The organism is Pseudomonas sp. efr-133-TYG-5, assembly GCF_030209175.1.
In the GTDB taxonomy this organism is placed as follows: domain Bacteria; phylum Pseudomonadota; class Gammaproteobacteria; order Pseudomonadales; family Pseudomonadaceae; genus Aquipseudomonas.
Genome location: NZ_JARVSM010000001.1, coordinates 112592 through 132758 on the forward strand (window position 1 = coordinate 112592; position 20167 = coordinate 132758).

Genomic DNA, 20167 nt, shown 5'->3' on the forward strand with positions numbered 1-20167 from the left:
CGTTGTGGCGCCCGCAGACTCCGTTGGCGATCAGCGATAGATGAAGCGATTGACGACGTTTTCGAGCATTTCCTGACGGCCGCTGACGGCTTGCGGATTCAGATCGTTGGCGAAGGCATGTTCGGCCAATGACTGGAGGTTGAATTCACCCTTCAGCACCGCCTGCCCGAACGGCTGCTGCCAGCCGGCGTAGCGTTGATCTTTGAGCTGCTGCAGCTGATCGTTCTGCACCATGGCAGCTGCGCGTTCCAGGGACTGGGCGAGGACATCCATGGCACCGACGTGACCATGAAACAGATCGATCTCATCGAGGCTCTGGCGGCGAACCTTGGAGTCGAAGTTGTACCCGCCATTCTTGAAGCCGCCGGCCTTGAGGATTTCATAGGTGGCCAGGGTCATTTCTTCGACGCTGTTGGGGAATTGATCGGTGTCCCAGCCGTTCTGCGGATCACCGCGGTTGGCATCGATACTGCCGAAAATACCCAGCGAGACGGCTGTTGCAATCTCGTGGTGAAAGCTATGACCGGCCAGGGTCGCGTGGTTGGCCTCGATGTTGACCTTGATTTCCTTTTCCAAACCGAACTGTTGGAGAAAACCGAACACGGTGGCGCTGTCGTAATCGTATTGGTGTTTGGTCGGCTCCTGCGGTTTGGGTTCGATCAGCAGGTCGCCTTGGAAACCGATCTTGTGCTTGTGTTCGACCACCATGCGCATGAAACGGCCCAGTTGTTCGCGTTCACGTTTCAAGTCGGTATTGAGCAGGGTTTCGTAGCCTTCGCGACCACCCCACAGCACGTAGTTGGAGCCCTTCAGGCGTTGGGTCGCGTTCATCGCGCTGAACACCTGCGCAGCGGCGAAGGCGAACACTTCGGGGTCCGGGTTGCTTGCTGCGCCGGCGGCAAAGCGCGGATTGCTGAAGCAGTTGGCGGTGCCCCACAGCAGCTTGATCCCGCTTTGTTCCTGGTGTCGTTCCAGGTGATCAATCATCTGCGCGAAGTGGTTGCGATACTCCTTCAGCGAGTTGCCTTCCGGGGCGACATCCGTGTCGTGAAAGCAGTAATAGTCGATGCCCAGTTTGGAGAAGAACTCGAACGCGGCATCGGCCTTGCCAATGGCCAACTCCATCGGGTCGCCGGCGTGTTGCCACGGACGCTTGAATGTTCCGGCGCCGAACACATCGGAACCCGGCCAGACGAAGGTGTGCCAATAGCAGGCGGCCATGCGCAGGTGTTCGCGCATGGGTTTGCCGAGGATGATTTTGTCGGCGTCGTAATGACGGAAGGCGAGGGGAGAGTCGCTGGCAGGGCCCTCGTAGCGAATCTTGTCGACATCGGGAAAGTACGGCATTGGCAATGTCCTTGTTGTTCTTGGCGGTGGTTCGATACTAGCAACGGCCCTATGCCTGCTGATTATGAAAATCACCAACGCGGGGTGCGATTTTGCGTATTGAGATTCGTCGTATGTACGCCTAGTCTGTGCAGACCGCCGCCGTGAGAAGGGGCTCGGAACAAGCATAAAAACAATGAAAACAGTACCGCCTGTTCACCGCATCGCACTGTTGTTCAACGGGAGCAAGATCTATGACCGGGGCATCATCAGTGGCATCGGCAACTATCTGAGCAGTACCCGTGCGTCCTGGGACCTGTTCCTGGAAGAGGATTTTCTCTGCCGGTTGAAAGGGATCGAGCGCTGGCAAGGTGACGGGATCATTGCCGACTTCGACGATCCGCAGATTGGCGAGGCGCTGGCCGACATCAAGTTGCCGGTGGTGGCAGTGGGTGGCTCCTACCAGGATGAGCGCGCCTATCCGAAAGGCATTCCTTACGTCGCCACTGACAACAACGCACTGATCACCCTGGCTTACGAACACTTGATCGAGGCGGGGCTGCAACGTTTCGCCTGCTTCAGCCTGCCGGAAGCGCAAGCCAATCGTTGGGCCCAGGAACGGGAAAAATCCTTTCGCCAATTGATGCAACGTGACGGCTTGCACGCTGAGGTCTATCGCGGCATGGGCACCAGTGCTCCGCTGTGGGACAGCGCCGTCGAACAGCTGATCGCCTGGCTGCAAAGCCTGCCCAAGCCGATCGGTATCATCGCCGTCAGTGACGCCCGCGCCCGGCAGTTGCTGCAAGCCTGCCTGACCGCCGGGATCGCCGTACCGGAGCAGGTGGCGTTGATCGGTATCGACAACGACCCCCTGACACGCAGCCTGACCCGGGTCCCCCTGAGTTCCGTTATCCAGGGCACCGAAACCATGGGCCGCACCGCCGCACAGTTACTTCACCAGATGCTGCACGGCATGCCGTCCACGGGCACGCACATCCTGATTGCGCCTGATGCGATCAACGTGCAGGTGTCGAGTTTGCACCAGCCGTTGGGCAACCCCTACGTCATGCAAGCGCTGCTGTTTATCCGCCAATATGCCTGCCAGGGCATCAAGACGGCGCAGGTCGCGGCTTATGTCGGCGTGTCGCGCTCATCGCTGGAGGCGCACTTTCGCAATGTGCGAGGCTGCAGCGTGCACGACGAGATCCTGCGTTTCAAATTGGCGGCGGCCACCAGCGGGCTGGAGAACACTGACACCGCGATTGCGGACGTTGCCCGCAGTTGCGGTTTCAAATCCGCGCAGTATCTGCACACGGTCTTCCGTCGCGAGTTTGGATGTACGCCCCGTGAATATCAGCAGGGTGCGAGGTAATCGGCCAGATGCGCTCGTTATGACGATCCTGGGAAAACCGGAAAGGAGAGAGGGGCAATGGACTTCATAATCGATGTGCTCGCCCATCGCATCGGCGTTTGTCTACTGGGCTTGCTGAGTGGCGGCCGTTTCAAGGGCGCGAGTGGTTTTGCCTGGGGCTGGGCAGTTGTCGTCGGGGGGCTGATTCTGCTCTCTCCATTCGCAGCTTTCATAGCCTTGCTCATCTATATCAGTGGCTCGTGAAATGATGTCTGCTCTAGCCGATTGCAGCCGCTTGTGACGGCAACAATCGGCCAGGAGCGGAGAGTCTCTGCCGTTGCGAGTAGCGCATCCCCCGACAATGCTCTAGTCGGTGTTACCCCTTGTTCAGGTCAACCAATGGCGTCTGCCGTACCTCAGTCTCTCGCCCAGCCTGAATCTCGCTGACCTGCTTCAAGGCTTTATCCACGGCAGCCTTGTCGGCCAACAAGCTGTAGCTGATGCGGAACTGCTTATGTTCCTTCGGCCCGATTGTCGGTACCAGGTTCAGTGACCGCTGATATCGGCGGTTATAGGAAAAACTGGTCCCCGGCTCCAACCCGGTGACATAACCCTGGCCTTGGGTATCGGTGTTTTTCCACAGGGAAAACACCGGCAGCGTCTGGGTATTGAAGCCGACCGAAACGCCCAGGCTACCGGCCTTGTTATGCAACACGGTCAAGGTATCGCCCTTGGCGTCGGCATACGGCACCACGTTGTAAACCGTCTCGTCGTAGTCCTTGGTCGGTGCGCGGTAGGTTTGCCAGTCCGGCAGATCGCCCTTGGCCTTGTCGTTGAACGGCGACACCTGCTTCACCGGCGCGGCGAAACGAGCCCCCTGTTCGAGGAACGGGGTGCTGAAGTTACTGTGGTACAGCGCCTGGTATTCCTTCGGATAGTCGCCGTTGTTGGTCAGGGTGTCGTTGAGGGCGAACACCACGCTGCCGGGTTCGGTCACCAATTCGGTCGCGACGGAGAAGTCGACCTTCTTGAACGCCTGCTCTTTCAGTTCGCCGCGCAGGCTGATGGCATATGGCGGTTTTTCGTCGATGTGCAGCGTGACTCTGTTGGCTGGGATGTTGGCGGCGCGACCGTGCAAGGTCAGCAATTCGCCATTGTCGATGCCAGGGTGGCCGACCCATTCATAGCCGCAGCGGGTGACCAGCTCATTGAAACCCTCCAGCCAGCCCAGGCCACCGCGGCCAGTGAGCTCGATGAAGGACGGATTGACCACCTCCTTGACCGGCGAATCCCAGCCCATGCGCACATTGCCGACCGAGGCCTGCAAGACGTTCATGCCCCGTGTCGGCACGACCGAGAGTTTCATCGTGCCGTTATCGATATCAACGATGCTGACGCCTTCCTGACGACCGCCATGCAAGGTGCGCAGGGTAACGCTGAAGGGTTTGTCGGTTTTTACGCCGAGTTGCTGGCTGGTGATCTGCCAGTTCTGGGCAGCTTTATCGGTGTCGAGCAGCACGTAATCCCAGGCCATGGCGTGGGAGGCAGCGGACAATGCGCCGAGGGCAACAAAGAGTTTGAGCGGGGTCATGGCGGCATACCTTTCTTGGAGTTGTGCGCTTTTTATAAACGTGATGAAACGTTTCAGCAAGCTTAAAAGGCGATACAGCACTGGTTTATGCCAAGGAAGATTTTGTACACGCCGAAAGTCCAGGCGAGGCGATATGGCAGATCCGCCGCAAGCTTTTCCAGCTCTCTGGCATTGGCTGCCAGCGGCTCCTTCGCATGCTGTGAGCCGATAGCGCACTATCGATGGTGTTTGGAATTAACAAGTGTCCACTTCTGCCCAAACGCAGTCATGAGCGTAGTCAGTCATCTGAGTATCGAGACCTATCCTTAACCAGCTTCTCAACGGCTGCTGAGGAGGTAGTCATTACCTCCTTTTGCATTCATCAAGCTCTTTCTGGCTTTTCAAGCTTGTCGTAATACCTAGCCGATATTTGCAGTACTGGATAACCCGTCGTCGCTCCGTCTCGCTTAATTCACTCAAGCTTTTATCATCTGACTCGTAGGTGAAGATATTTTCAAATTTGATCTGAAATGTCGGACTTTTCTTTATGAAGAATATGTTTTCCGGATAGGCGTCTTCCATCTTTTCATAAAAGCCAATGTAAAGATTCAGGGTAATTGTAATGGCTAATATAATAAGTAACGATTTCATGATGAAGGTGATCGCAATAGTATGGTTTTGATCCGAAGGTTTCTGACCAGTGAGCTCAGCCAAAAATAGACTTTACTCGTAAGTTACTCGCGATCGTGACAACAGACGCAAAGCTTGTTTCCTTCAGGGTCTCGAACATACGCCCCATAGAAATCTGCATGGTATTCGGGTCGTAGGCGAGGAGCGCCTTCGCATGTTCCATCCAGTACCGACGCCAAAGCATGGGCGTCGCGTACGATCTACCCTATCCGGCCATCGAGAAAGGGTCCCTGGCTGATTTCTGAAACGAGCCTGACACCCTGTCTGAAACAAGCCACTCGCCACACAACAATACGCGTGCCAACTAAATCGCAGGACGTTGCAATTTGACCCACTCCTGTACGGATGGCCGTTGCCATTGGCGCTGAGCGTACTCCACCAGTTCGGGTGGTACGGAGTCACCATTGAGTATCAACCGGTTGAGCATCAAGGCCAGATCCACATCGGCGATCGACCATTGTCCGAACAGGTATTCGCGATGGTCGGCCAGCAATGATTGTGCGGCGCCGAACAGCTTGCGTGCTGCCGACTCGGCATCTGGCGACAAGGGCTTGGATTTGCGTCCATAAAACACAACCAATGTGGATCGTTCCTGCCGGATGGGCAACAGATCACTGCGTACCCATGCTTGCACTTGTCGTGCCTTTGCACGCTGCCAAAGATCTTTTGGGTACACCGGCGCCTGGGGGAAAACATCTTCCAGGTACTCAGTGATCGCCGACGATTCAGACAAGGCGAAGTCCCCGTGCACAAGCGTCGGTACCCGCTGGGTTTGAGAGAGGCTGGCATAGCCCTCTGACTGGTTTTCAGACGCTGCCAGATCCAGCGGGCTCATTTCAAATTCGATGCCCTTTTCGCGGAGTACCACGTAAGCCGACATGGCATAGGGGCTGCAAAATTCAGCGTCAACATACAAGCGCAGGCGGGAACTATTCACGGGTTATCTCCTTAGGCAGAAGAAGACACGCTACGAGATCGAAAACGATAAATAAAATTCATGATTTTCATGGGCGTATTCCGACCCGGAATACCCGGTTGGAGACAGCACCTTTAGCCACGATGCCCGGTCCAGTCGGCGAAAACCCGGCGCGCGTCGCGGCGTACCGCCTGCGGAGGGACGCCGAAACCTCGGATGAAGGCCTCGCGCATGTGGCGGCGGTCACGAAAGCCGGATTCGCTGGCGATGACATCCAGGGAGTGTCGGCTCTGTTCAATCATCAAGCGGGCGGCTTCCAGGCGCAGCCCCTCAACGGCCTTGGCCGGGGAGTGCCCGGTTTCCGCGGTGAATACACGGGTGAACTGGCGGGAACTCAGGTGCGCCACTTCGGCCAGCTCCTCGACGCTGAGCGGTCGGTTCAGGTTCTGCCGCGCATAGTTCAGCGCGCTCTGGATACGGTCGGACTTGGGCGCGATGCCGAGCATCTCCGAATGCTGCGACTGGCCGCCGGAACGGTGCTGGTGCATCACCAGTTTGTGCGCCACTGAGCGCGCAATATCGGCACCCAGATCCTTTTCCACCATGCCGACAGCCAGATCCAGTCCTGCGGTCATGCCCGCGGAGGTCCAGATGGGGCCATCGACGATATAGATGCGGTCGACCTCCACGGTGATATCGGGATGTCGCTTCTGCAGAATCTGCGCGTAGGCCCAATGGGTCGTGGCACGCCGCCCGGCCAACAGGCCAGCCTCAGCGAGGATGAACCCCCCGGTACAGATGCCAACAGTGCGGCGTGCCTGTCTGCCGGCGTGTCGTACGAAGTCGAGCACTGTGCCGCTCGTGTCTTCCTTTACGGGGTCGTTGACGCCGACAACGATCCACGTATCGGCCAGCCGGGGCGCCTGCAACGGCCGGGTTTCCAGTGCCAGTCCCAACGAGGAGCGCACCATGCCGCCGTCCGGTGAGAAATTCTCGACGCTGTAGAAGGGTTCTTCGGCAACTTGGTTGGCGAATTCGAAAACGGTTTGGGTCGCCAGAGACAGTACCTGGAAGCCGTCGGTGAGCAAGTAGCCGATACGGTGCATGGATTTTTCCTGATGTCCTGAATCACTACCTTATACGTCATTTGAGATAGCGCCAAGCCGGCGCATTCTGCTCTCCAGTTCTTCCCATAACGCTGGAGATTCGACATGACTCAATCCCGTCCAGGTACCGCCCTGATCACTGGTGCTTCTTCCGGAATCGGTGCCATTTATGCCGAGCGCCTGGCGCGCCGTGGCTATGATCTGATCCTGGTGGCGCGAAATCGTGACCGTCTCGAAGCCTTGGCCACACAGCTGAGTGAAGAAACCGAGCGTCACATCGAGGTCCTGGTGGCCGACCTGTCCAACAAGGCAGACCTGGCACGGGTCGAAGAGCGGCTCCGAACAGACGCGAACATTTCACTGCTGCTGAACAATGCCGGGGTTGGAGCGACTCAGCCTCTGCTGGAGTCGAACGTCGACAAACTCGAAGAATTGCTCACGCTCAACGTTAACGTGCTGATGCGACTGGCTTACGCGGTGGTTCCAGGCTTCGTCGCCCGCGGTGGCGGCACGCTGATCAACATCGCCTCGATCGTTGCCATTGCCCCCGAAGTATTGAACGGCGTTTACGGGGGCTCCAAGGCGTTCGTCCTGGCGTTCAGCCAATCCTTGCGTCATGAACTGGCGGACAAAGGTGTCAGCGTCCAGGTGGTGCTGCCTGGCGCGACGGCCACTGAGTTCTGGAGCGTGGCCGGAACCCCACTGGAGCATCTGCCGGACAGCATTGTGATGAGCGCGAGCGATATGGTGGACGCAGCATTGTCCGGGCTCGATCAAGGCGAATTCGTCACGATCCCGGCATTGCCGGAGATCGCCGACTTGAATGCTTACGAGGCGGCACGCCAGAAGCTAATGCCCAATTTGTCGTTGAGTGCACCCGCTGCACGCTATCGCAAGTGATGCGCTAGTCAGGCCTGCAGCTACGCCGCCAAACTCGATATCGAACACGTCATCTCCATCAGCGAACCCGCCAACGAATGTGCACCGGGGGCGGTTCAGATGACTTATGAGGACGTCTACGGCGGGCGCCATGTCCTGCAGTATCAAGTGATGGGAACCGGCTGCTCCAGTTGAGTCCGGTGCAAGCGCTGCAGGGTCGACACTTCATGCATCACCGTGTCGACGATGCGCCGCCACTCGGGATCCGCCAGAGCCGCGGGGGAACTCGGCGTTCCGCGTTTTTTGGTGACGGCGCATCGACAGCTGCAACGCCTGTCCGGGGTTAGAGGCGGCTCGGCTGATTGAGTGCAACCACATAAGCCGTAAACATCGCCGCCATTCCATCCGCACAAACAGTGATTTCTGCATCCGTACGCGGGCTGCCGGAGAAGTCTTTGCCCACTGAACTGAGCGTGCTGAGGATCAGCTCACACGCCGCAGTACGAGTCGGCGCGCTGACTTCGGGCAACAGCTCGAGCATGAACGTGGCAAAGATCTGCCGGCCGGTCGCGCGCACCTCATGCGCTTGCGGTGCATCGCGATAGAGCGGCGCGGCGTCGTGCAGGGCACCGCGCATCTGAGCTTCTGCGCATTCCGAGCGGATGAACGCATGCACCAGGGTGTGCAGGCGTTCGAGTGGCGGTTGCTGAAGATTTTCCAGAATCGTGCGCAGCATCTGCGTGGTTTGCAGCCACTCATCGCTCTGCAAGCGGAACAGGATCGCCGCCTTGTTGGGAAAGTACTGGTACAGCGAGCCGATGCTCACGCCAGCCTTTTCCGCGACCCGCGCAGTGGTGAAACGCGCCGCACCTTCCTTGGCCAAAACCTGAACAGCCGCTTGCAGAATGGCCGCCACCAGCTCGGTGGAGCGCGCCTGCTGCGGCTGTTTGCGCGAGGAAATACGGGCGGTCTGGCGATCGGTCATGGGTAGCTCGGGTGTTGGCCGGGAACGCGAATAGCGAAGAGGGCGAATCGCTCGCATCATTTAAATGCGACGAATCACTCGCATCTTAGCCCTCTACTGATGGAAAGCAATCATGACCACTCTGACGACTGAACCCTTGGCCAGCCTGATCGAACGCCTGTACACCCAGGCCAGCGCAGCCACCAGCCCGGCACTCGATGCGGTGTCCGCCGAAGAACGCGAACGCCTGATGCACAGCCGCACGGAATACCTGGAGCTCTACGGCTTGCTCAAGGACCTGTGGCTGCCTGTCTCGCGTGACACCGGCAAGCTCCTGTACATGCTGGCGCGCAATTGCAACGCCAAAGCCATTGTCGAGTTCGGCACTTCGTTCGGCCTGTCCACTTTGCACTTGGCAGCGGCCCTGCGCGACAACGGTGGCGGGGTGCTGATTGGCAGCGAGTTCGAACCGTCGAAGGTCGCCCTGGCACGCCGGCATTTCGTCGAAGGTGGCGTCAGCGATCTGGTGCAGATTCGCGAAGGCGATGCGCTGCAGAGCTTGGCAGCGGATCTTCCGCACGCCGTCGACCTGCTCCTGCTCGACGGTGCCAAGGCCTTGTATCGCGACGTGTTGAACCTCGTGGAAGCCCATCTGAGACCGGGTGCGCTGGTGATTGCCGACAACACCGATTACTGCCCTGAATACCTGGCTTATGTGCGCGCACCGCAGAACGGCTATCTGTCCGTGCCGTTTGCCGATGACATTGAGCTGTCAATGCGCCTGGGTTGAGGCTCGCCGGATTTTGGGGCCGCCGGTGGCGGTGGCTCCAAGTAATGCGGGCGAGTCACCGGGAGCATTTGAAAAGTCAGCCATTTCTGTTGCTGCAGCGATCTGCCACTACTTGTATTCTTGTCCGACAAGGACAAAAGGCAGCTGCTATTGCCTGGGCCCAACCGTCGCTGGAACGGAAAACCGGACTTTCCATAAGGTAGTAACGTGAAGCGTGATATTCGCCTGGTTGTGCTTTTGCTGTCGGTCATCGGTTGTTCCCTGGCGTCGCTGACGGTCTGGAAAGTATTGGCCTCTCGAGATCGGGCACTGGAAGAAGTCAATGTGCATGGGTTGAACCTGACCCAGGCACTGGCTACCTATTCAGAAGGCATCGTGCGGCAGAGCTCGCTGTTGTTGCTCGGGCTCGTCGAGCGTCTGGAAACGGAAGGCAGTGGCCCCGCGCAGATCGAGCGACTCAGGGCGCTGGTCGATCGCCAGGAGCCGCTGATGCCGCAGCTCAGCGGCATCACCATCTACGATAACCAGGGACACTGGCTGATGTCGTCCAACCGGCCGATTCCGGTCGGGGCGAACAGCAGTGACCGCGCCTATTTCATTCATCATCGCGACGATCCCTCCCGCGAGACCTTCATTGGTCCGCCGATCCAGAGCCGCTCCAATCAGGAGTGGGTGATCACCGTCAGTCGCCGTTTCAATGATGCGCAGGGCGAATTCGCCGGCGTGGTGGCCGTCACTTTGGGCATCGAAAACTTCCTGCGCCTGTTCGGCAAGATCGACGTCGGGCAGGAGGGCGCGATCGGCTTGTCCTATACCGACGGCACGTTGCTGGTGCGCTACCCGTTCCGCGAGCAGGACATGGGGCGCAACTTTTCCAAGTCGCCGATCTACGCCAAGTACCTGGTCGATCGCTCCGTCGGCACCGCGTCGTTTACCTCCAGCCTCGATGGCGTGGAGCGCCTCTACGCCTTCCGCAAGAGTGACCGGCTGCCATTGATTACCACGGTGGCCCTGGGCAAGCGCGAGGCGCTGGCGGCATGGCGCATGGAGGCCTTGCTGTCGGCTGTGGTGGTCACCGGGCTGCTGGGCCTGACCGGTCTGATCGGCTGGTTTCTGATCCTCGATATTCGCCGCAGGACCGAGGTCGAAGGCCAACTGCGCGGCACCCAGCAGCAATTGCTTTCCTCCAATCGCCAACTCGAGTTGCTGGCGATGAAGGATGCCCTGACCGGTCTGGCCAATCGCCGCTGCTTCGACGAGAGCCTGGCCATGGAAGCCCGGCGAGCCAAACGCGATGGTACGACGTTGGCATTGCTGATGATTGATATCGACCACTTCAAACTGTTCAACGACTCGCTCGGGCATGTGGCTGGCGACGCCTGTCTGCAGACGGTCGGCAGAATTTTCGAAGCGTGCGTGCGGCGTCCGTCCGACCTGGTGGCCAGGTACGGCGGGGAAGAGATGGGCGTGATCATGCCTGATACGAACGGCGAGGGTGCCGCCGTCGTGGCGCAACTGATCCTCGACCGCCTGCAACACGCCAACATTGCGCACAAGGCCAGCCCGTTCGGGCGGGTCAGTGTCAGCATCGGCATTGCCACGGCCTCGGGCGCGCAACTGGATGACCTGCACAGGGTCATCGAGGCGGCGGATCAGGCGCTGTATAACGCCAAGGCAGGTGGGCGAAATCAGTTTGTGCTGAGCGCTTGCTGATCGTGTCGGCGCCTGTGAAAGGCAGCGGTCGAGGAATACTCAAATGAAGGCTTCGATCCTCGCTCACCTGGTCCTGTATTTTGCGGGGATCAGCGCAGTATTCGCCGGAGGTGCGCCGCCGGCAAACGCAGAGCGCGGACCAGCAGGCATCGCCGTGGGTGAGCATCTGCTTGTGGCCAGATCCAGGCTCATCGAGCAAGGCTGGCAGCCGACGCGCATGCATGCGACGGATGGCTACGAATACAGTGGCGTGGAGCGACAACTGGCGGCGCGCGAGTTCTTCGAGGTCGATGTCTGCTCGTTCGATAGCGCGCGGTGCATCTTGTTTTACGCCAGGCACGGCGCTTGCCTGCGCGTCGATACCCTCGGCGAGCAACTCGATGACATGACCGTCACGCGTTGGACCGATGAATGTCCGGATGGGCCTGCCGAACCCAATCAGGACGGGGTTGGATAGCAAGTGGGGGCCATTGAGGCCTCGGCGCCGCTGGTGAAACAACCGAACTCGCTGTGGCGAATGAATCGGATAACCAGATTTTCCAAGGAGATATTCATGACAGAAGGGCAGTGTCTTTGCAGCGCAGTACGCTTTTCCCTCGCCGTACAACCGCGGTTTTTTTACCGCTGCCATTGCAGCCTTTGCCGTAAACAGACCGGTGTCGGCCACAACCTCGCCACGCTGGTCAACGCGGGCGATTTTCGTTGGCAAGCAGGGCAGGACGCGATCACCTGTTGGCTCAAACCCAGCGGTTACCGCAACGATTTCTGCTCACAGTGCGGCTCGACCGTGCCCAATCCACTGCGTGAATCGCCTTACGTCTGGGTTCCGCTCGGTCTGCTCGATGCCAATCTGCCTATCGAGTGCGCTGGCGATTTCTGCGTTGACGACGCGATGGCGTGGGATACCCAGCGCTCGGCCAACAGTCACCACGCATCGCCGGAGTCGCTGGCGTTTCTGGTGCGTGAACTGCGGGTCAACGCGAGCTGACCCGTTCTACGCCACCGTCATTTGAGCGTGATAACGACCTTGCCCTTGGCGCGTCCCTGTTCGACGTAGTGCAGTGCCTCTGCCGTCGAATCAAAAGTGAAAGAACGGTCAATCACGGGTTTGATCGTCCCAGCTTCCACCAGCGCACTGATCTGTTGCAGTTGCGCGCCATTGGCGCGCATGAACACAAACGCATAACTGACGCCATGCTGGCGTGCCTTGCGCCGGATGCGCAGGCTCAGCATGCGCATGACTTGCTGCAATGGCCAGGAAAGCCCTTGCTCTCGCGCAAACTGCACCGTCGGTGGCCCCGAGATGGAAATGAGCCGGCCACCGGGCTTGAGCACCTCGACCGACTTCGCCAGCACGTCGGCGCCGAGACTGTTCACCACCACGTCGTAGTCGCGCAACTCACGTTCGAAGTGCTGTTGTGTGTAGTCGATCACCACATCGGCGCCCAGCGCCTTCACCCATTCGACATTCGCCGTGCTGGTGGTGGTCGCGACAAAGGCACCGAGGTGTTTGGCGAGCTGAATGGCAACGCTGCCGACGCCGCCGGAACCGGCGTGAATCAGCACTTTCTCACCCTTTTTCAGTTGGGCGGTATCGACCAGCACTTGCCAGGCGGTCAACGCAACCAAGGGCAGGGACGCGGCCTGGGCCATGCCGATATTGCCGGGTTTGCGTGCCAGCGCTTGTTCGTCCACGGCGATCAGTTCGGCGAACGTGCCAATCCGCGTTTCGGGCGGGCGCGCATACACCTCATCGCCCGGGGCGAATCGTGTGACTTGTGAACCCACCTCGACCACGACTCCCGCCAGGTCATTGCCCAGCACCAAGGGCAATGCATAGGGCAGGATCAGTTTGAATTCGCCTTTGCGGATCTTCGAATCCAGCAGGTTGACGCTGCTGGCATGGACGTCGATCAAAACGTCGTGAGCGCCCACGGCAGGGGCGGGAATGTCGCCCAGGCGCCCACTATTGTGGCCATAGCGATCAATCAGAAATGCCTTCATCGGGTTGCTGCTCTTGTCGGTTGGAGAAAGGGACGCTGCGAACAGCCGGGCGGATGCGCTGCAGAGCCAGGGGCAACTGCCGCGCATCCGACGAGCGTGCGCTAGCCCGTGATCACGGCTGAGCCTGGTAGCGCTGGGCAACCGCGGACTGGCGAATTTCTCCGAGCAGGCCCTGACGTGCGCTCTGCAGCTCATCCCAGCGTTGCGCTTCGTGCAGCGGCGGGATAGTCACCGGTTCGCGACGATCGAAACCGACCAGCGCGGCATCCACCAGATCGCCGACCTCCATGATTTCGTTCAGGGTATTGATGTCGACGCCGGAGCGATCCCAGATCTCCGTGCGCGTCGCGGCCGGCAGCACGGCTTGCACGTACACGCCCAGAGGCGAGAGTTCCAGGCTCAGGCCCTGGGACAGGAACAGCACAAAGGCCTTGGTCGCACCGTAGACCGACATGCCGAATTCCGGCGCCAGGCCTACCACCGAACCGATATTGATGATCGCGCCGTCGCCTGCCTTGGCCAGGCGGGGCGCGATGGCGCTGGCCAGACGCACCAGCGCCGTGGTGTTCAGCGCGACCAGTTGCGCGACCTTGTCGGTGCTCTGGTCGATGAAGCGGCCGGACAGCGCGGCGCCGGCGTTATTGACCAGGATGCCGATTCGGGCGTCGTCGCGCAGACGCGCTTCAACGGTCGTCAGATCGCTGAGTTGCGTGAGGTCGGCGGCAATGACCTCGACGGCGACCGCGTGTTCGCTGCGCAGGCGCGCGGCCAACGCATCCAGGCGTGCCTGATCGCGAGCGACCAGGACCAGGCCGTGGCCGCGTTGCGCAAAGCGCTCGGCATAGACGGCACCAATGCCGGTGGAGGCGCCGGTGATCAGAACAGTGGGGCGGGTGCTCATGGGTTTATCTCTCGTTCAGGGTGGGAGAAACAGACAGTGCGATCACGGCGCGCTTCGACAGCGTGCGGCTGCCGAGTGGGTCAGGAGTGAACAGGGTCTGGTTGTTCATGTGCTGTCTTCCGTTGAAGGAAATCGCCGGTGTCTGCAATTAGGATGATGATCGAAATCTAAACTGTCAACGGTTTTGATTATGAGCAACATCTATGTATCATCAGCCCATGATTTCCCACTGAACACGAGGTATTGCACGTGCGAGTGACCAAGGCCCAGGCGCAGGCCAACCGAGAACACATCGTCGAGACGGCATCCGAGCTGTTTCGCGAGCGTGGCTTTGACGGCGTCGGCGTGTCGGATCTGATGGCCGCTGCCGGCTTCACCCATGGCGGTTTCTACAAGCATTTCGGCTCCAAGGCCGACCTGATGGCCGAGGCCTCTGCCTGCAGCCTGGCCAAGTCACTGGCCGCCGCCGAGGCGCTCGATGTGCCGGGCTTCATCGACGTGTATGTGAACAGAGACCATCGCGACGGCCGAGGCAGCGGTTGCACCATGGCCGCGTTATGCGGCGACGCGGCGCGACAGTCGGACGATGTGAAAGCGACGTTCGCCGCAGGCATCGAACACACCCTGCAAACCCTCGGCGACAAATATCCGACCGGGCCGGACGCCGCGCCGGGCGAGGGCAGAAGGAAAATGCTCGACCTGCTGTCGCGCGCGGTCGGCGCGCTGGTGCTGTCGCGAGCCTGTCCGGATGATTCCGCGCTGGCGGACGAGATCCTCGAAGTGTGCCGCGCGCAGATGTTCGCTTCGTTGCCGGGCGGTGAAGACGCGCCGCAGGCGTAACGCCGACGCGGGTTTTCGCCGCTGGAGCTTATCTTCGGCGTCTCGCGCTTGTCGGGCGGGAACGGAATTTTTCCCCGCCCGACAATTGGCCAGTCAACAGCTTTAGGGTTAAAGTCGACTTCAAGGTCCAGGGCTAGCGGAGTGCAACATGAGAATTGGCGAATTGGCGAAAATCAGCGGATTGGCGCCGTCACGCATCCGTTTTTATGAAGCGAGCGGCCTGATCAAATCCGTCGCGCGCAAGGCGAACGGATACCGCGACTATGCCCCTGACACCGAGTGGGTGCTGGAGATCATCACCGGGGCCCAGGCGGCGGGTTTTTCGTTGGAAGAGATTCGTCAGTTGATGCCGATGAACGCCAATGGCTGGCAGCACGATGAGTTGCTCGGTGGCCTCAAGCAAAAGGTCGAGGAAATCGAAGTGTTGCAACAGCGCCTGGCGCAGAACAAGGCGCAACTGCTGCTGGTGATCGAGGGCATCGAGGGTAAGCCCGAAGGCATGGCGTGCGCGGACAATGCGCAAATGCTGATCAATCGCCTGCGGGAAGACGCTGTGGTTCCTGCGTCAGGCAAGCGTGCGGCAGGGGCTGCGCGGACAAAGAACGCCCGTCAGGCCAGCCGAACCTGACGGGCGTTTTTGCTTTCAGCGTTCGCCCACCAGTGTGGCGAGCGGCTTGGGCGCATAGAGCGCGCTCTGGAACTCGGGTACGTATTCGTACTTGAGCATTTTCCCCAGCTTCAGCGAGCGCAGGTAATCCGACAGGCTGCCGTCGCCCAGCGTGAGTGTGGCCGCATCGGCGTCCCGGCTTGAACCGTGACTGAGCTGGCGAGAGACGGCGTAGCCATAAGCCAGGTGACCCTGGTGATCGAGATTGGTGAAGCTGCTGGTGACGAGATCGACGTCACGCGACAGATCGGCAAGCTTTTTCCCTTTGAACGAAACGTCCAGCTTGCCGGTCTGGCTGTCGGTGATGGCGTAGACCACCGACTGCGCATCTTCCTGGCGATCAATGCCCGTCAGCCACTTCGGCAGGTTGTAACCGACGACACCGCGTACTCGTGCCAACTCTGTATTGACCGGCAACTTGAGCACATATCCCCAGAAGTCTGCCGACATCGACTGGCCAATCAGGGTAAACGGGCCTAGGTTGGCTTTGCCGGGTTTGTTGGTGATGATCGATACGGCTACCTCGTTATAGGCGTCGTTGTCGCAATGCTCGTAGGTGTAGGCGGTGAACGCGATCAGGCCTCGCCCGGGCCAGATTTGCAGCGGCTGCACGGTGGCCAGCACCTCGGCCGGCATCAACGCCCGCAGGCGCTCCAGGTCGGCCGTATAAATCGCGGTGACGCGGCTGTTCTGGTAGTAGAAATTCGGCGAAAACGACTCGAAGCCAATGTCGACCCTGTTCTTCGCCAGGCCCTTGAACCAGCTCAGATCGACTCCCGGTACTTCGGCGGCAATGACCGACAGCGGCGGGTTGGAGCGAAAACGGTCATACAGGCCGCCCTTGACCACGGGCACTTGCTGGCCGGCGATGTCGATGGTGGTGGTGTCGGTCGGGGCGGGCATGTCAGGTGTCTCCGCCAACGCAGCGTTGGCCAATGAGTTGAACAGCAGTCCTGTTAAAACGACGCTTGCGAGTTTCAATCGGTGTTTCTCCGGGTGGTGGATCTACGAGGGGATTCAGCGCGTGACTTCGCCGGCCTGGAGCACGACCAGTACGGCCTCAGCCACGGCCCTGGGCGATTGCGGGTTTTGCCCGGTGACCAGTCGGCCATCGGTGATGGCAAAGGAGGTGAACGGCAGCCACGCCTTGCGGTAGCGCGCTCCCTGGCTCACCAGCCGGTCTTCCAGGAAAAACGGCACCTGGCTCTTCATGCCTGAAAACAGCTCTTCGCGATCAGAGAAACCGGTGATGTGGCGGTCCTTGATGATCAACTGGCCGTGTTCGTCCTTGAGATCCAGCAGACCCGCCACGCCATGGCAGACGGCCGAGACGATGCCGCCGCGGTTGTAGATCGTTTCGGCGACGCGGCGCAGATCGGGGTTGCCGGGAAAGTCCCACATGACCCCGTGGCCACCGGTGAAATAGATGACGCTGAAGCGGGACGGATCGACCTCGGCGATCGGCAGTGTGTTGGCCAGCCGCACGCGGAATGCAGGGGACTGCAAATGCTCGCGGGCCGCCTTGTCCATATACAGCCAGCCGAGGCTGCGCTCATCCAGCGGCACGGCGCCCCCCTTGGGGCTGGCAAACACAGTGGTGTAGCCGGCCGCTTCCACCACATCGGTGAAATGGGTCAGCTCCGTCAGCCACAGACCGGTGGTATCGCTTCGGGAGGGGTAGCTGGCGTGATTGGTCATGATCACCAGAATCTGGCGATCCTTGGCTGCGGCCGTGGAAGGGATCGTCTGAGCATTTGCGAACGTCATGAGCGCACCACCTATCAATACCAGGGCATAAGAACAAAGACTCTTGAGCATCATCCGGTTCCGTCAATCGAGCAGGTCGGCGCATGCTCACCTTAAACCTTGCTTTAAGGTCAATCCCTGCTAGTGCAAATAATTTGCGCCGGTCGTCGTACCTTTGCGCTTGACCCTCAACCTGACTTTAACGCTAGCGTGGCGCACCGATCAGGCAAGGCAATCACGCACTTTTGCCACTCGCTCAGGAGCACTGCATGAGTCAGCAAGACAATCTGGATCCGCCGAGCAAATGGATGATTTATGGCGCCAATGGCTATACCGGCGAGTTGATCGCCCGTGCTGCCAGACAGCGCGGACTCAGGCCGGTACTGGCGGGGCGCAATCGCGATAAGGTCGAAGCGCTCGCTCGCGAACTGGGGCTCGAAGCGCGGGTTTTCGGCCTGGAGGATGACCTGCGGTTGTTGGCGCAGATCAAGGGGCATGACCTGGTGCTGCACTGTGCAGGACCGTTCTCGGCGACCGCCGCGCCGATGATCGAGGCGTGTCTGCAGGCCGGTGCGCACTATCTGGACATCACCGGCGAGATTGCCGTGTTCGAGCACGCCCAGACTCTGCACGAGCGGGCGCGCGCGGCGGGTGTAGTCATTTGCCCCGGCGTCGGCTTCGATGTGGTGCCCACCGACTGTGTCGCCGCCGCCCTGAAAGACGCGCTGCCGGATGCCACGCACCTGGCATTGGGCTTCGATTCGCGTTCGAGCTTTTCGCCCGGCACTGCCAAGACGTCGGTCGAGGGCATGGCGCAGGGCGGCAAGGTTCGTCGCAACGGTAAAATCGTTTCTGTACCGCTGGCCTATCGGGTCCGGCGCATCGATTTCGGCGCCGGCGAGAAGCTCGCCATGACGATTCCCTGGGGCGACGTGTCGACGGCCTGGCACACCACCGGCATCGGCAATATCGAGGTGTTCATACCGGGCTCTGTCGGGATGATTCGCAGCGCGCGGCTTGCCAACTGGGTTCGCCCGGTGCTGGCGGTGTCATTCGTGCAGCGCTGGCTCAAGGCGCGTATCGGCAAGACAGTGGTCGGCCCGGATCAGGCAAAACGTGCCGATCAAGGCACCTTTGTGTGGGGCGAGGCCCGTAACGCCCGGGGCGAATGCAAAGTCGCGCGCGTGCACACCGCGAACGTCTACAGCCTGACGATCGATGCTGCGTTGGCGGTGGTCGATCATCTGTTGCAGACACGTCCGCCCGGCGGTGCCTACACGCCTGCGCGGTTGCTGGGCGCCGAGATGGTCAGCCGCTTGCCAGGGTCAGGTGCAATCACTGTTGAATGATCTGGAGAAAAGCGTTGACCTTAAAGTTGACTTCAAACTTAAGCTCGCTTCATCACCAGATGAGGACTGCCCCATGAATGTATTTGCACCGCTGACGCTGCCCAACGGTTCGATCATCAACAACCGCATCGCCAAAGCCGCCATGGAAGAGAACATGGCCGATGCCGACCAGGCACCTTCCGAAGCGCTGATGCGGCTTTATCATGCCTGGGCTGAGGGTGGCGCCGGGCTGATCATCACCGGCAATGTGATGGTCGATGGCCGGGCCATGACCGGCCCGGGTGGAGTGGTGTTGCAGGATGATCAGCAACTGGAAAAATTCAAGCGTTGGGCGCGCATCGGTCGCTCCGGCGGCGCGCAATTCTGGCTGCAGATCAATCACCCGGGCCGGCAGATGCAGGCCAACCTTGCGCAGAAAACCTGGGCGCCGTCAGCCGTGCCGCTGGAGCTGGGCAACATGTCCAAGCGTTTCGCCATGCCGCACGCCATGACGGCAAGCGTGATTGCCGACGTCATTCAGCGCTTCGCAACGACTGCCCGCCTGGGTGAACAGGCGGGTTTCACCGGTGTGGAAATCCACGCCGCCCATGGCTATCTGCTCAGTCAGTTCCTCTCGCCGCTGACCAACCAGCGAACGGACGAGTGGGGCGGTTCACTGGAAAATCGCGCACGCCTGCTGCTGGAAATCGTCAAGGCAGTGAAGGCTGTGGTTTCCGTGGATTTCGCCGTCGCGGTCAAACTCAATTCGGCTGATTTTCAGCGCGGCGGCTTCACTGCCGCTGACGCGAAGAGAGTCGTCGAATTACTCAATAACCATGGCGTAGACCTGGTCGAACTCTCGGGAGGCAGTTACGAAGTCCCCGCCATGCAAGGTGAGGCCCGCGATGGTCGGACCCTGGCGCGGGAGGCGTACTTCGTCGAATTTGCCCGCGACATTCGCACTGTTGCCCATATGCCGGTGATGGTCACTGGCGGCATACGGCGCCTGCCGGTTGCCGAGAGCGTCGTGCAGAGCGGTGTCGACATGGTCGGCATCGGCACGGCGCTGGCCATCGATCCACACTTGCCGCGCGAATGGCGGCTGGGCAAAGACACCGCCCCACAATTGCCAGCGATCACCTGGAAGAACAAAGCCATGGCTGCCTTGGCCAACATGGCGGTGGTGAAGTTTCAGCTGCGCAAACTCAGTCGAGCCAAACAGCCCGATCCGAACGTGTCGCCGTTGCGTGCGTTGGTGATGCAGCAACTCGCGATGGCATTGCGTACCCGGCAATATCGGCGCTGGGTGGCCGGGCGTTCGATGTGAGATCAGCGCGTTGGCACCAGCATGACGCGGGCATTGCATTGGGTTCAGG

The 20167-nt window shown here is 60.1% G+C and carries 20 protein-coding genes and 2 pseudogenes; 12 read left to right on the forward strand and 10 right to left on the reverse strand.

The window, feature by feature from the left end; translation table 11 throughout:
- Positions 1-30 precede the first annotated feature (30 nt).
- The gene (xylA, locus tag QRN70_RS00480; protein WP_285415228.1) at positions 31-1347 is read right to left on the reverse strand and encodes a xylose isomerase; all 1317 of its coding nucleotides are present in this window, start codon (positions 1345-1347) and stop codon (positions 31-33) included.
- A gap of 175 nt (positions 1348-1522) precedes the next feature.
- Between xylA and QRN70_RS00485 the strand changes: the two genes are divergently transcribed.
- Together QRN70_RS00485 and QRN70_RS00490 are read left to right on the forward strand one after the other, a co-directional pair.
- Positions 1523-2698, forward strand: coding sequence for a XylR family transcriptional regulator (locus tag QRN70_RS00485; protein ID WP_285415229.1), 1176 nt, complete (start codon positions 1523-1525; stop codon positions 2696-2698).
- Positions 2699-2755: 57 nt separating this feature from the next.
- Positions 2756-2941, forward strand: coding sequence for a hypothetical protein (locus QRN70_RS00490; protein ID WP_285415230.1), 186 nt, complete (start codon positions 2756-2758; stop codon positions 2939-2941).
- Between the two features lie 112 nt (positions 2942-3053).
- On the opposite strand, the gene QRN70_RS00495 is transcribed toward QRN70_RS00490, so the two are convergent.
- From QRN70_RS00495 to QRN70_RS00515, 4 genes and pseudogenes are all read right to left on the reverse strand, one after another.
- On the reverse strand, positions 3054-4268 hold the full coding sequence (locus QRN70_RS00495) for an aldose 1-epimerase family protein (RefSeq protein ID WP_285415232.1): 1215 nt from the start codon (positions 4266-4268) through the stop codon (positions 3054-3056).
- Positions 4269-4981: 713 nt separating this feature from the next.
- A pseudogene (locus tag QRN70_RS00505) lies at positions 4982-5113 on the reverse strand (VOC family protein); the annotation flags it as partial.
- Between the two features lie 128 nt (positions 5114-5241).
- On the reverse strand, positions 5242-5874 hold the full coding sequence (gene yfcF, locus QRN70_RS00510; protein ID WP_285415234.1) for a glutathione transferase: 633 nt from the start codon (positions 5872-5874) through the stop codon (positions 5242-5244).
- A gap of 113 nt (positions 5875-5987) precedes the next feature.
- Positions 5988-6959: a GlxA family transcriptional regulator gene (locus QRN70_RS00515; RefSeq protein ID WP_285415236.1), complete on the reverse strand. Its 972-nt coding sequence runs from the start codon at positions 6957-6959 to the stop codon at positions 5988-5990.
- Positions 6960-7064: 105 nt separating this feature from the next.
- Between QRN70_RS00515 and QRN70_RS00520 the strand changes: the two genes are divergently transcribed.
- Both QRN70_RS00520 and QRN70_RS00525 read left to right on the forward strand, forming a co-directional pair.
- A complete protein-coding gene (locus QRN70_RS00520) occupies positions 7065-7859 on the forward strand; it encodes an SDR family NAD(P)-dependent oxidoreductase (RefSeq protein ID WP_285415238.1) in 795 nt (264 codons plus the stop codon).
- 18 nt (positions 7860-7877) lie between these two features.
- Positions 7878-8033 (forward strand): annotated as a pseudogene (locus QRN70_RS00525) (DUF2790 domain-containing protein); the annotation flags it as partial.
- 148 nt (positions 8034-8181) lie between these two features.
- Here QRN70_RS00525 and QRN70_RS00530 read toward each other — a convergent pair.
- Complete coding sequence (locus QRN70_RS00530) at positions 8182-8823, reverse strand: TetR/AcrR family transcriptional regulator (protein WP_285415240.1); 642 nt, start codon at positions 8821-8823, stop codon at positions 8182-8184.
- A 112-nt stretch (positions 8824-8935) separates the two neighbouring features.
- On the opposite strand from QRN70_RS00530, the gene QRN70_RS00535 reads away from it, so the two are divergent.
- The 4 genes from QRN70_RS00535 to QRN70_RS00550 all read left to right on the forward strand — a co-directional run bounded on the left by QRN70_RS00535 (position 8936) and on the right by QRN70_RS00550 (position 12293).
- Positions 8936-9592 carry an O-methyltransferase gene (locus QRN70_RS00535; RefSeq protein ID WP_285415242.1) on the forward strand — a complete coding sequence of 219 codons (657 nt, stop codon included), beginning with the start codon at positions 8936-8938 and terminating at the stop codon, positions 9590-9592.
- A 207-nt stretch (positions 9593-9799) separates the two neighbouring features.
- Complete coding sequence (locus QRN70_RS00540; protein ID WP_285415243.1) at positions 9800-11305, forward strand: sensor domain-containing diguanylate cyclase; 1506 nt, start codon at positions 9800-9802, stop codon at positions 11303-11305.
- 43 nt (positions 11306-11348) lie between these two features.
- Positions 11349-11762 carry a hypothetical protein gene (locus tag QRN70_RS00545; protein WP_285415245.1) on the forward strand — a complete coding sequence of 138 codons (414 nt, stop codon included), beginning with the start codon at positions 11349-11351 and terminating at the stop codon, positions 11760-11762.
- A gap of 96 nt (positions 11763-11858) precedes the next feature.
- Positions 11859-12293, forward strand: coding sequence for a GFA family protein (locus QRN70_RS00550; RefSeq protein ID WP_285417970.1), 435 nt, complete (start codon positions 11859-11861; stop codon positions 12291-12293).
- Positions 12294-12310: 17 nt separating this feature from the next.
- Here the strand turns inward: QRN70_RS00550 and QRN70_RS00555 are convergent, their stop codons facing one another.
- Positions 12311-13309: an NADP-dependent oxidoreductase gene (locus tag QRN70_RS00555; protein WP_285417971.1), complete on the reverse strand. Its 999-nt coding sequence runs from the start codon at positions 13307-13309 to the stop codon at positions 12311-12313.
- 112 nt (positions 13310-13421) lie between these two features.
- Positions 13422-14210 carry an SDR family NAD(P)-dependent oxidoreductase gene (locus QRN70_RS00560; RefSeq protein ID WP_285415246.1) on the reverse strand — a complete coding sequence of 263 codons (789 nt, stop codon included), beginning with the start codon at positions 14208-14210 and terminating at the stop codon, positions 13422-13424.
- Positions 14211-14459: 249 nt separating this feature from the next.
- On the opposite strand from QRN70_RS00560, the gene QRN70_RS00565 reads away from it, so the two are divergent.
- Complete coding sequence (locus QRN70_RS00565) at positions 14460-15050, forward strand: TetR/AcrR family transcriptional regulator (RefSeq protein ID WP_285415247.1); 591 nt, start codon at positions 14460-14462, stop codon at positions 15048-15050.
- A gap of 148 nt (positions 15051-15198) precedes the next feature.
- Positions 15199-15678 (forward strand): MerR family transcriptional regulator, encoded by a 480-nt coding sequence (locus tag QRN70_RS00570; RefSeq protein WP_285415249.1) that lies wholly within the window; start codon positions 15199-15201, stop codon positions 15676-15678.
- Positions 15679-15693: 15 nt separating this feature from the next.
- On the opposite strand, the gene QRN70_RS00575 is transcribed toward QRN70_RS00570, so the two are convergent.
- Together QRN70_RS00575 and QRN70_RS00580 are read right to left on the reverse strand one after the other, a co-directional pair.
- Positions 15694-16698, reverse strand: coding sequence for an acetoacetate decarboxylase (ADC) (locus QRN70_RS00575; RefSeq protein ID WP_285415251.1), 1005 nt, complete (start codon positions 16696-16698; stop codon positions 15694-15696).
- Between the two features lie 36 nt (positions 16699-16734).
- On the reverse strand, positions 16735-17538 hold the full coding sequence (locus tag QRN70_RS00580) for a type 1 glutamine amidotransferase domain-containing protein (RefSeq protein ID WP_285415253.1): 804 nt from the start codon (positions 17536-17538) through the stop codon (positions 16735-16737).
- A 194-nt stretch (positions 17539-17732) separates the two neighbouring features.
- On the opposite strand from QRN70_RS00580, the gene QRN70_RS00585 reads away from it, so the two are divergent.
- Positions 17733-18812 carry a saccharopine dehydrogenase family protein gene (locus QRN70_RS00585; RefSeq protein WP_285415255.1) on the forward strand — a complete coding sequence of 360 codons (1080 nt, stop codon included), beginning with the start codon at positions 17733-17735 and terminating at the stop codon, positions 18810-18812.
- Positions 18813-18885: 73 nt separating this feature from the next.
- Positions 18886-20118 (forward strand): NADH:flavin oxidoreductase/NADH oxidase family protein, encoded by a 1233-nt coding sequence (locus QRN70_RS00590; RefSeq protein ID WP_285415257.1) that lies wholly within the window; start codon positions 18886-18888, stop codon positions 20116-20118.
- Positions 20119-20167: the final 49 nt, after the last annotated feature.

Excerpts from the sequence above, each read along its gene's own strand:
- QRN70_RS00550 (WP_285417970.1), top strand. The coding sequence starts at position 11,859 with ATGACAGAAGGGCAGTGTCTTTGCAGCGCAGTACGCTTTTCCCTCGCC.
- QRN70_RS00495 (WP_285415232.1), bottom strand. The coding sequence starts at position 4,268 with ATGACCCCGCTCAAACTCTTTGTTGCCCTCGGCGCATTGTCCGCTGCC.
- QRN70_RS00515 (WP_285415236.1), bottom strand. The coding sequence starts at position 6,959 with ATGCACCGTATCGGCTACTTGCTCACCGACGGCTTCCAGGTACTGTCT.
- QRN70_RS00530 (WP_285415240.1), bottom strand. The coding sequence starts at position 8,823 with ATGACCGATCGCCAGACCGCCCGTATTTCCTCGCGCAAACAGCCGCAG.
- QRN70_RS00560 (WP_285415246.1), bottom strand. The coding sequence starts at position 14,210 with ATGAGCACCCGCCCCACTGTTCTGATCACCGGCGCCTCCACCGGCATT.
- QRN70_RS00570 (WP_285415249.1), top strand. The coding sequence starts at position 15,199 with ATGAGAATTGGCGAATTGGCGAAAATCAGCGGATTGGCGCCGTCACGC.
- xylA (WP_285415228.1), bottom strand. The coding sequence starts at position 1,347 with ATGCCGTACTTTCCCGATGTCGACAAGATTCGCTACGAGGGCCCTGCC.
- QRN70_RS00535 (WP_285415242.1), top strand. The coding sequence starts at position 8,936 with ATGACCACTCTGACGACTGAACCCTTGGCCAGCCTGATCGAACGCCTG.
- QRN70_RS00545 (WP_285415245.1), top strand. The coding sequence starts at position 11,349 with ATGAAGGCTTCGATCCTCGCTCACCTGGTCCTGTATTTTGCGGGGATC.
- QRN70_RS00490 (WP_285415230.1), top strand. The coding sequence starts at position 2,756 with ATGGACTTCATAATCGATGTGCTCGCCCATCGCATCGGCGTTTGTCTA.
- QRN70_RS00590 (WP_285415257.1), top strand. The coding sequence starts at position 18,886 with ATGAATGTATTTGCACCGCTGACGCTGCCCAACGGTTCGATCATCAAC.
- QRN70_RS00555 (WP_285417971.1), bottom strand. The coding sequence starts at position 13,309 with ATGAAGGCATTTCTGATTGATCGCTATGGCCACAATAGTGGGCGCCTG.
- QRN70_RS00580 (WP_285415253.1), bottom strand. The coding sequence starts at position 17,538 with ATGATGCTCAAGAGTCTTTGTTCTTATGCCCTGGTATTGATAGGTGGT.
- QRN70_RS00485 (WP_285415229.1), top strand. The coding sequence starts at position 1,523 with ATGAAAACAGTACCGCCTGTTCACCGCATCGCACTGTTGTTCAACGGG.
- QRN70_RS00585 (WP_285415255.1), top strand. The coding sequence starts at position 17,733 with ATGAGTCAGCAAGACAATCTGGATCCGCCGAGCAAATGGATGATTTAT.
- QRN70_RS00520 (WP_285415238.1), top strand. The coding sequence starts at position 7,065 with ATGACTCAATCCCGTCCAGGTACCGCCCTGATCACTGGTGCTTCTTCC.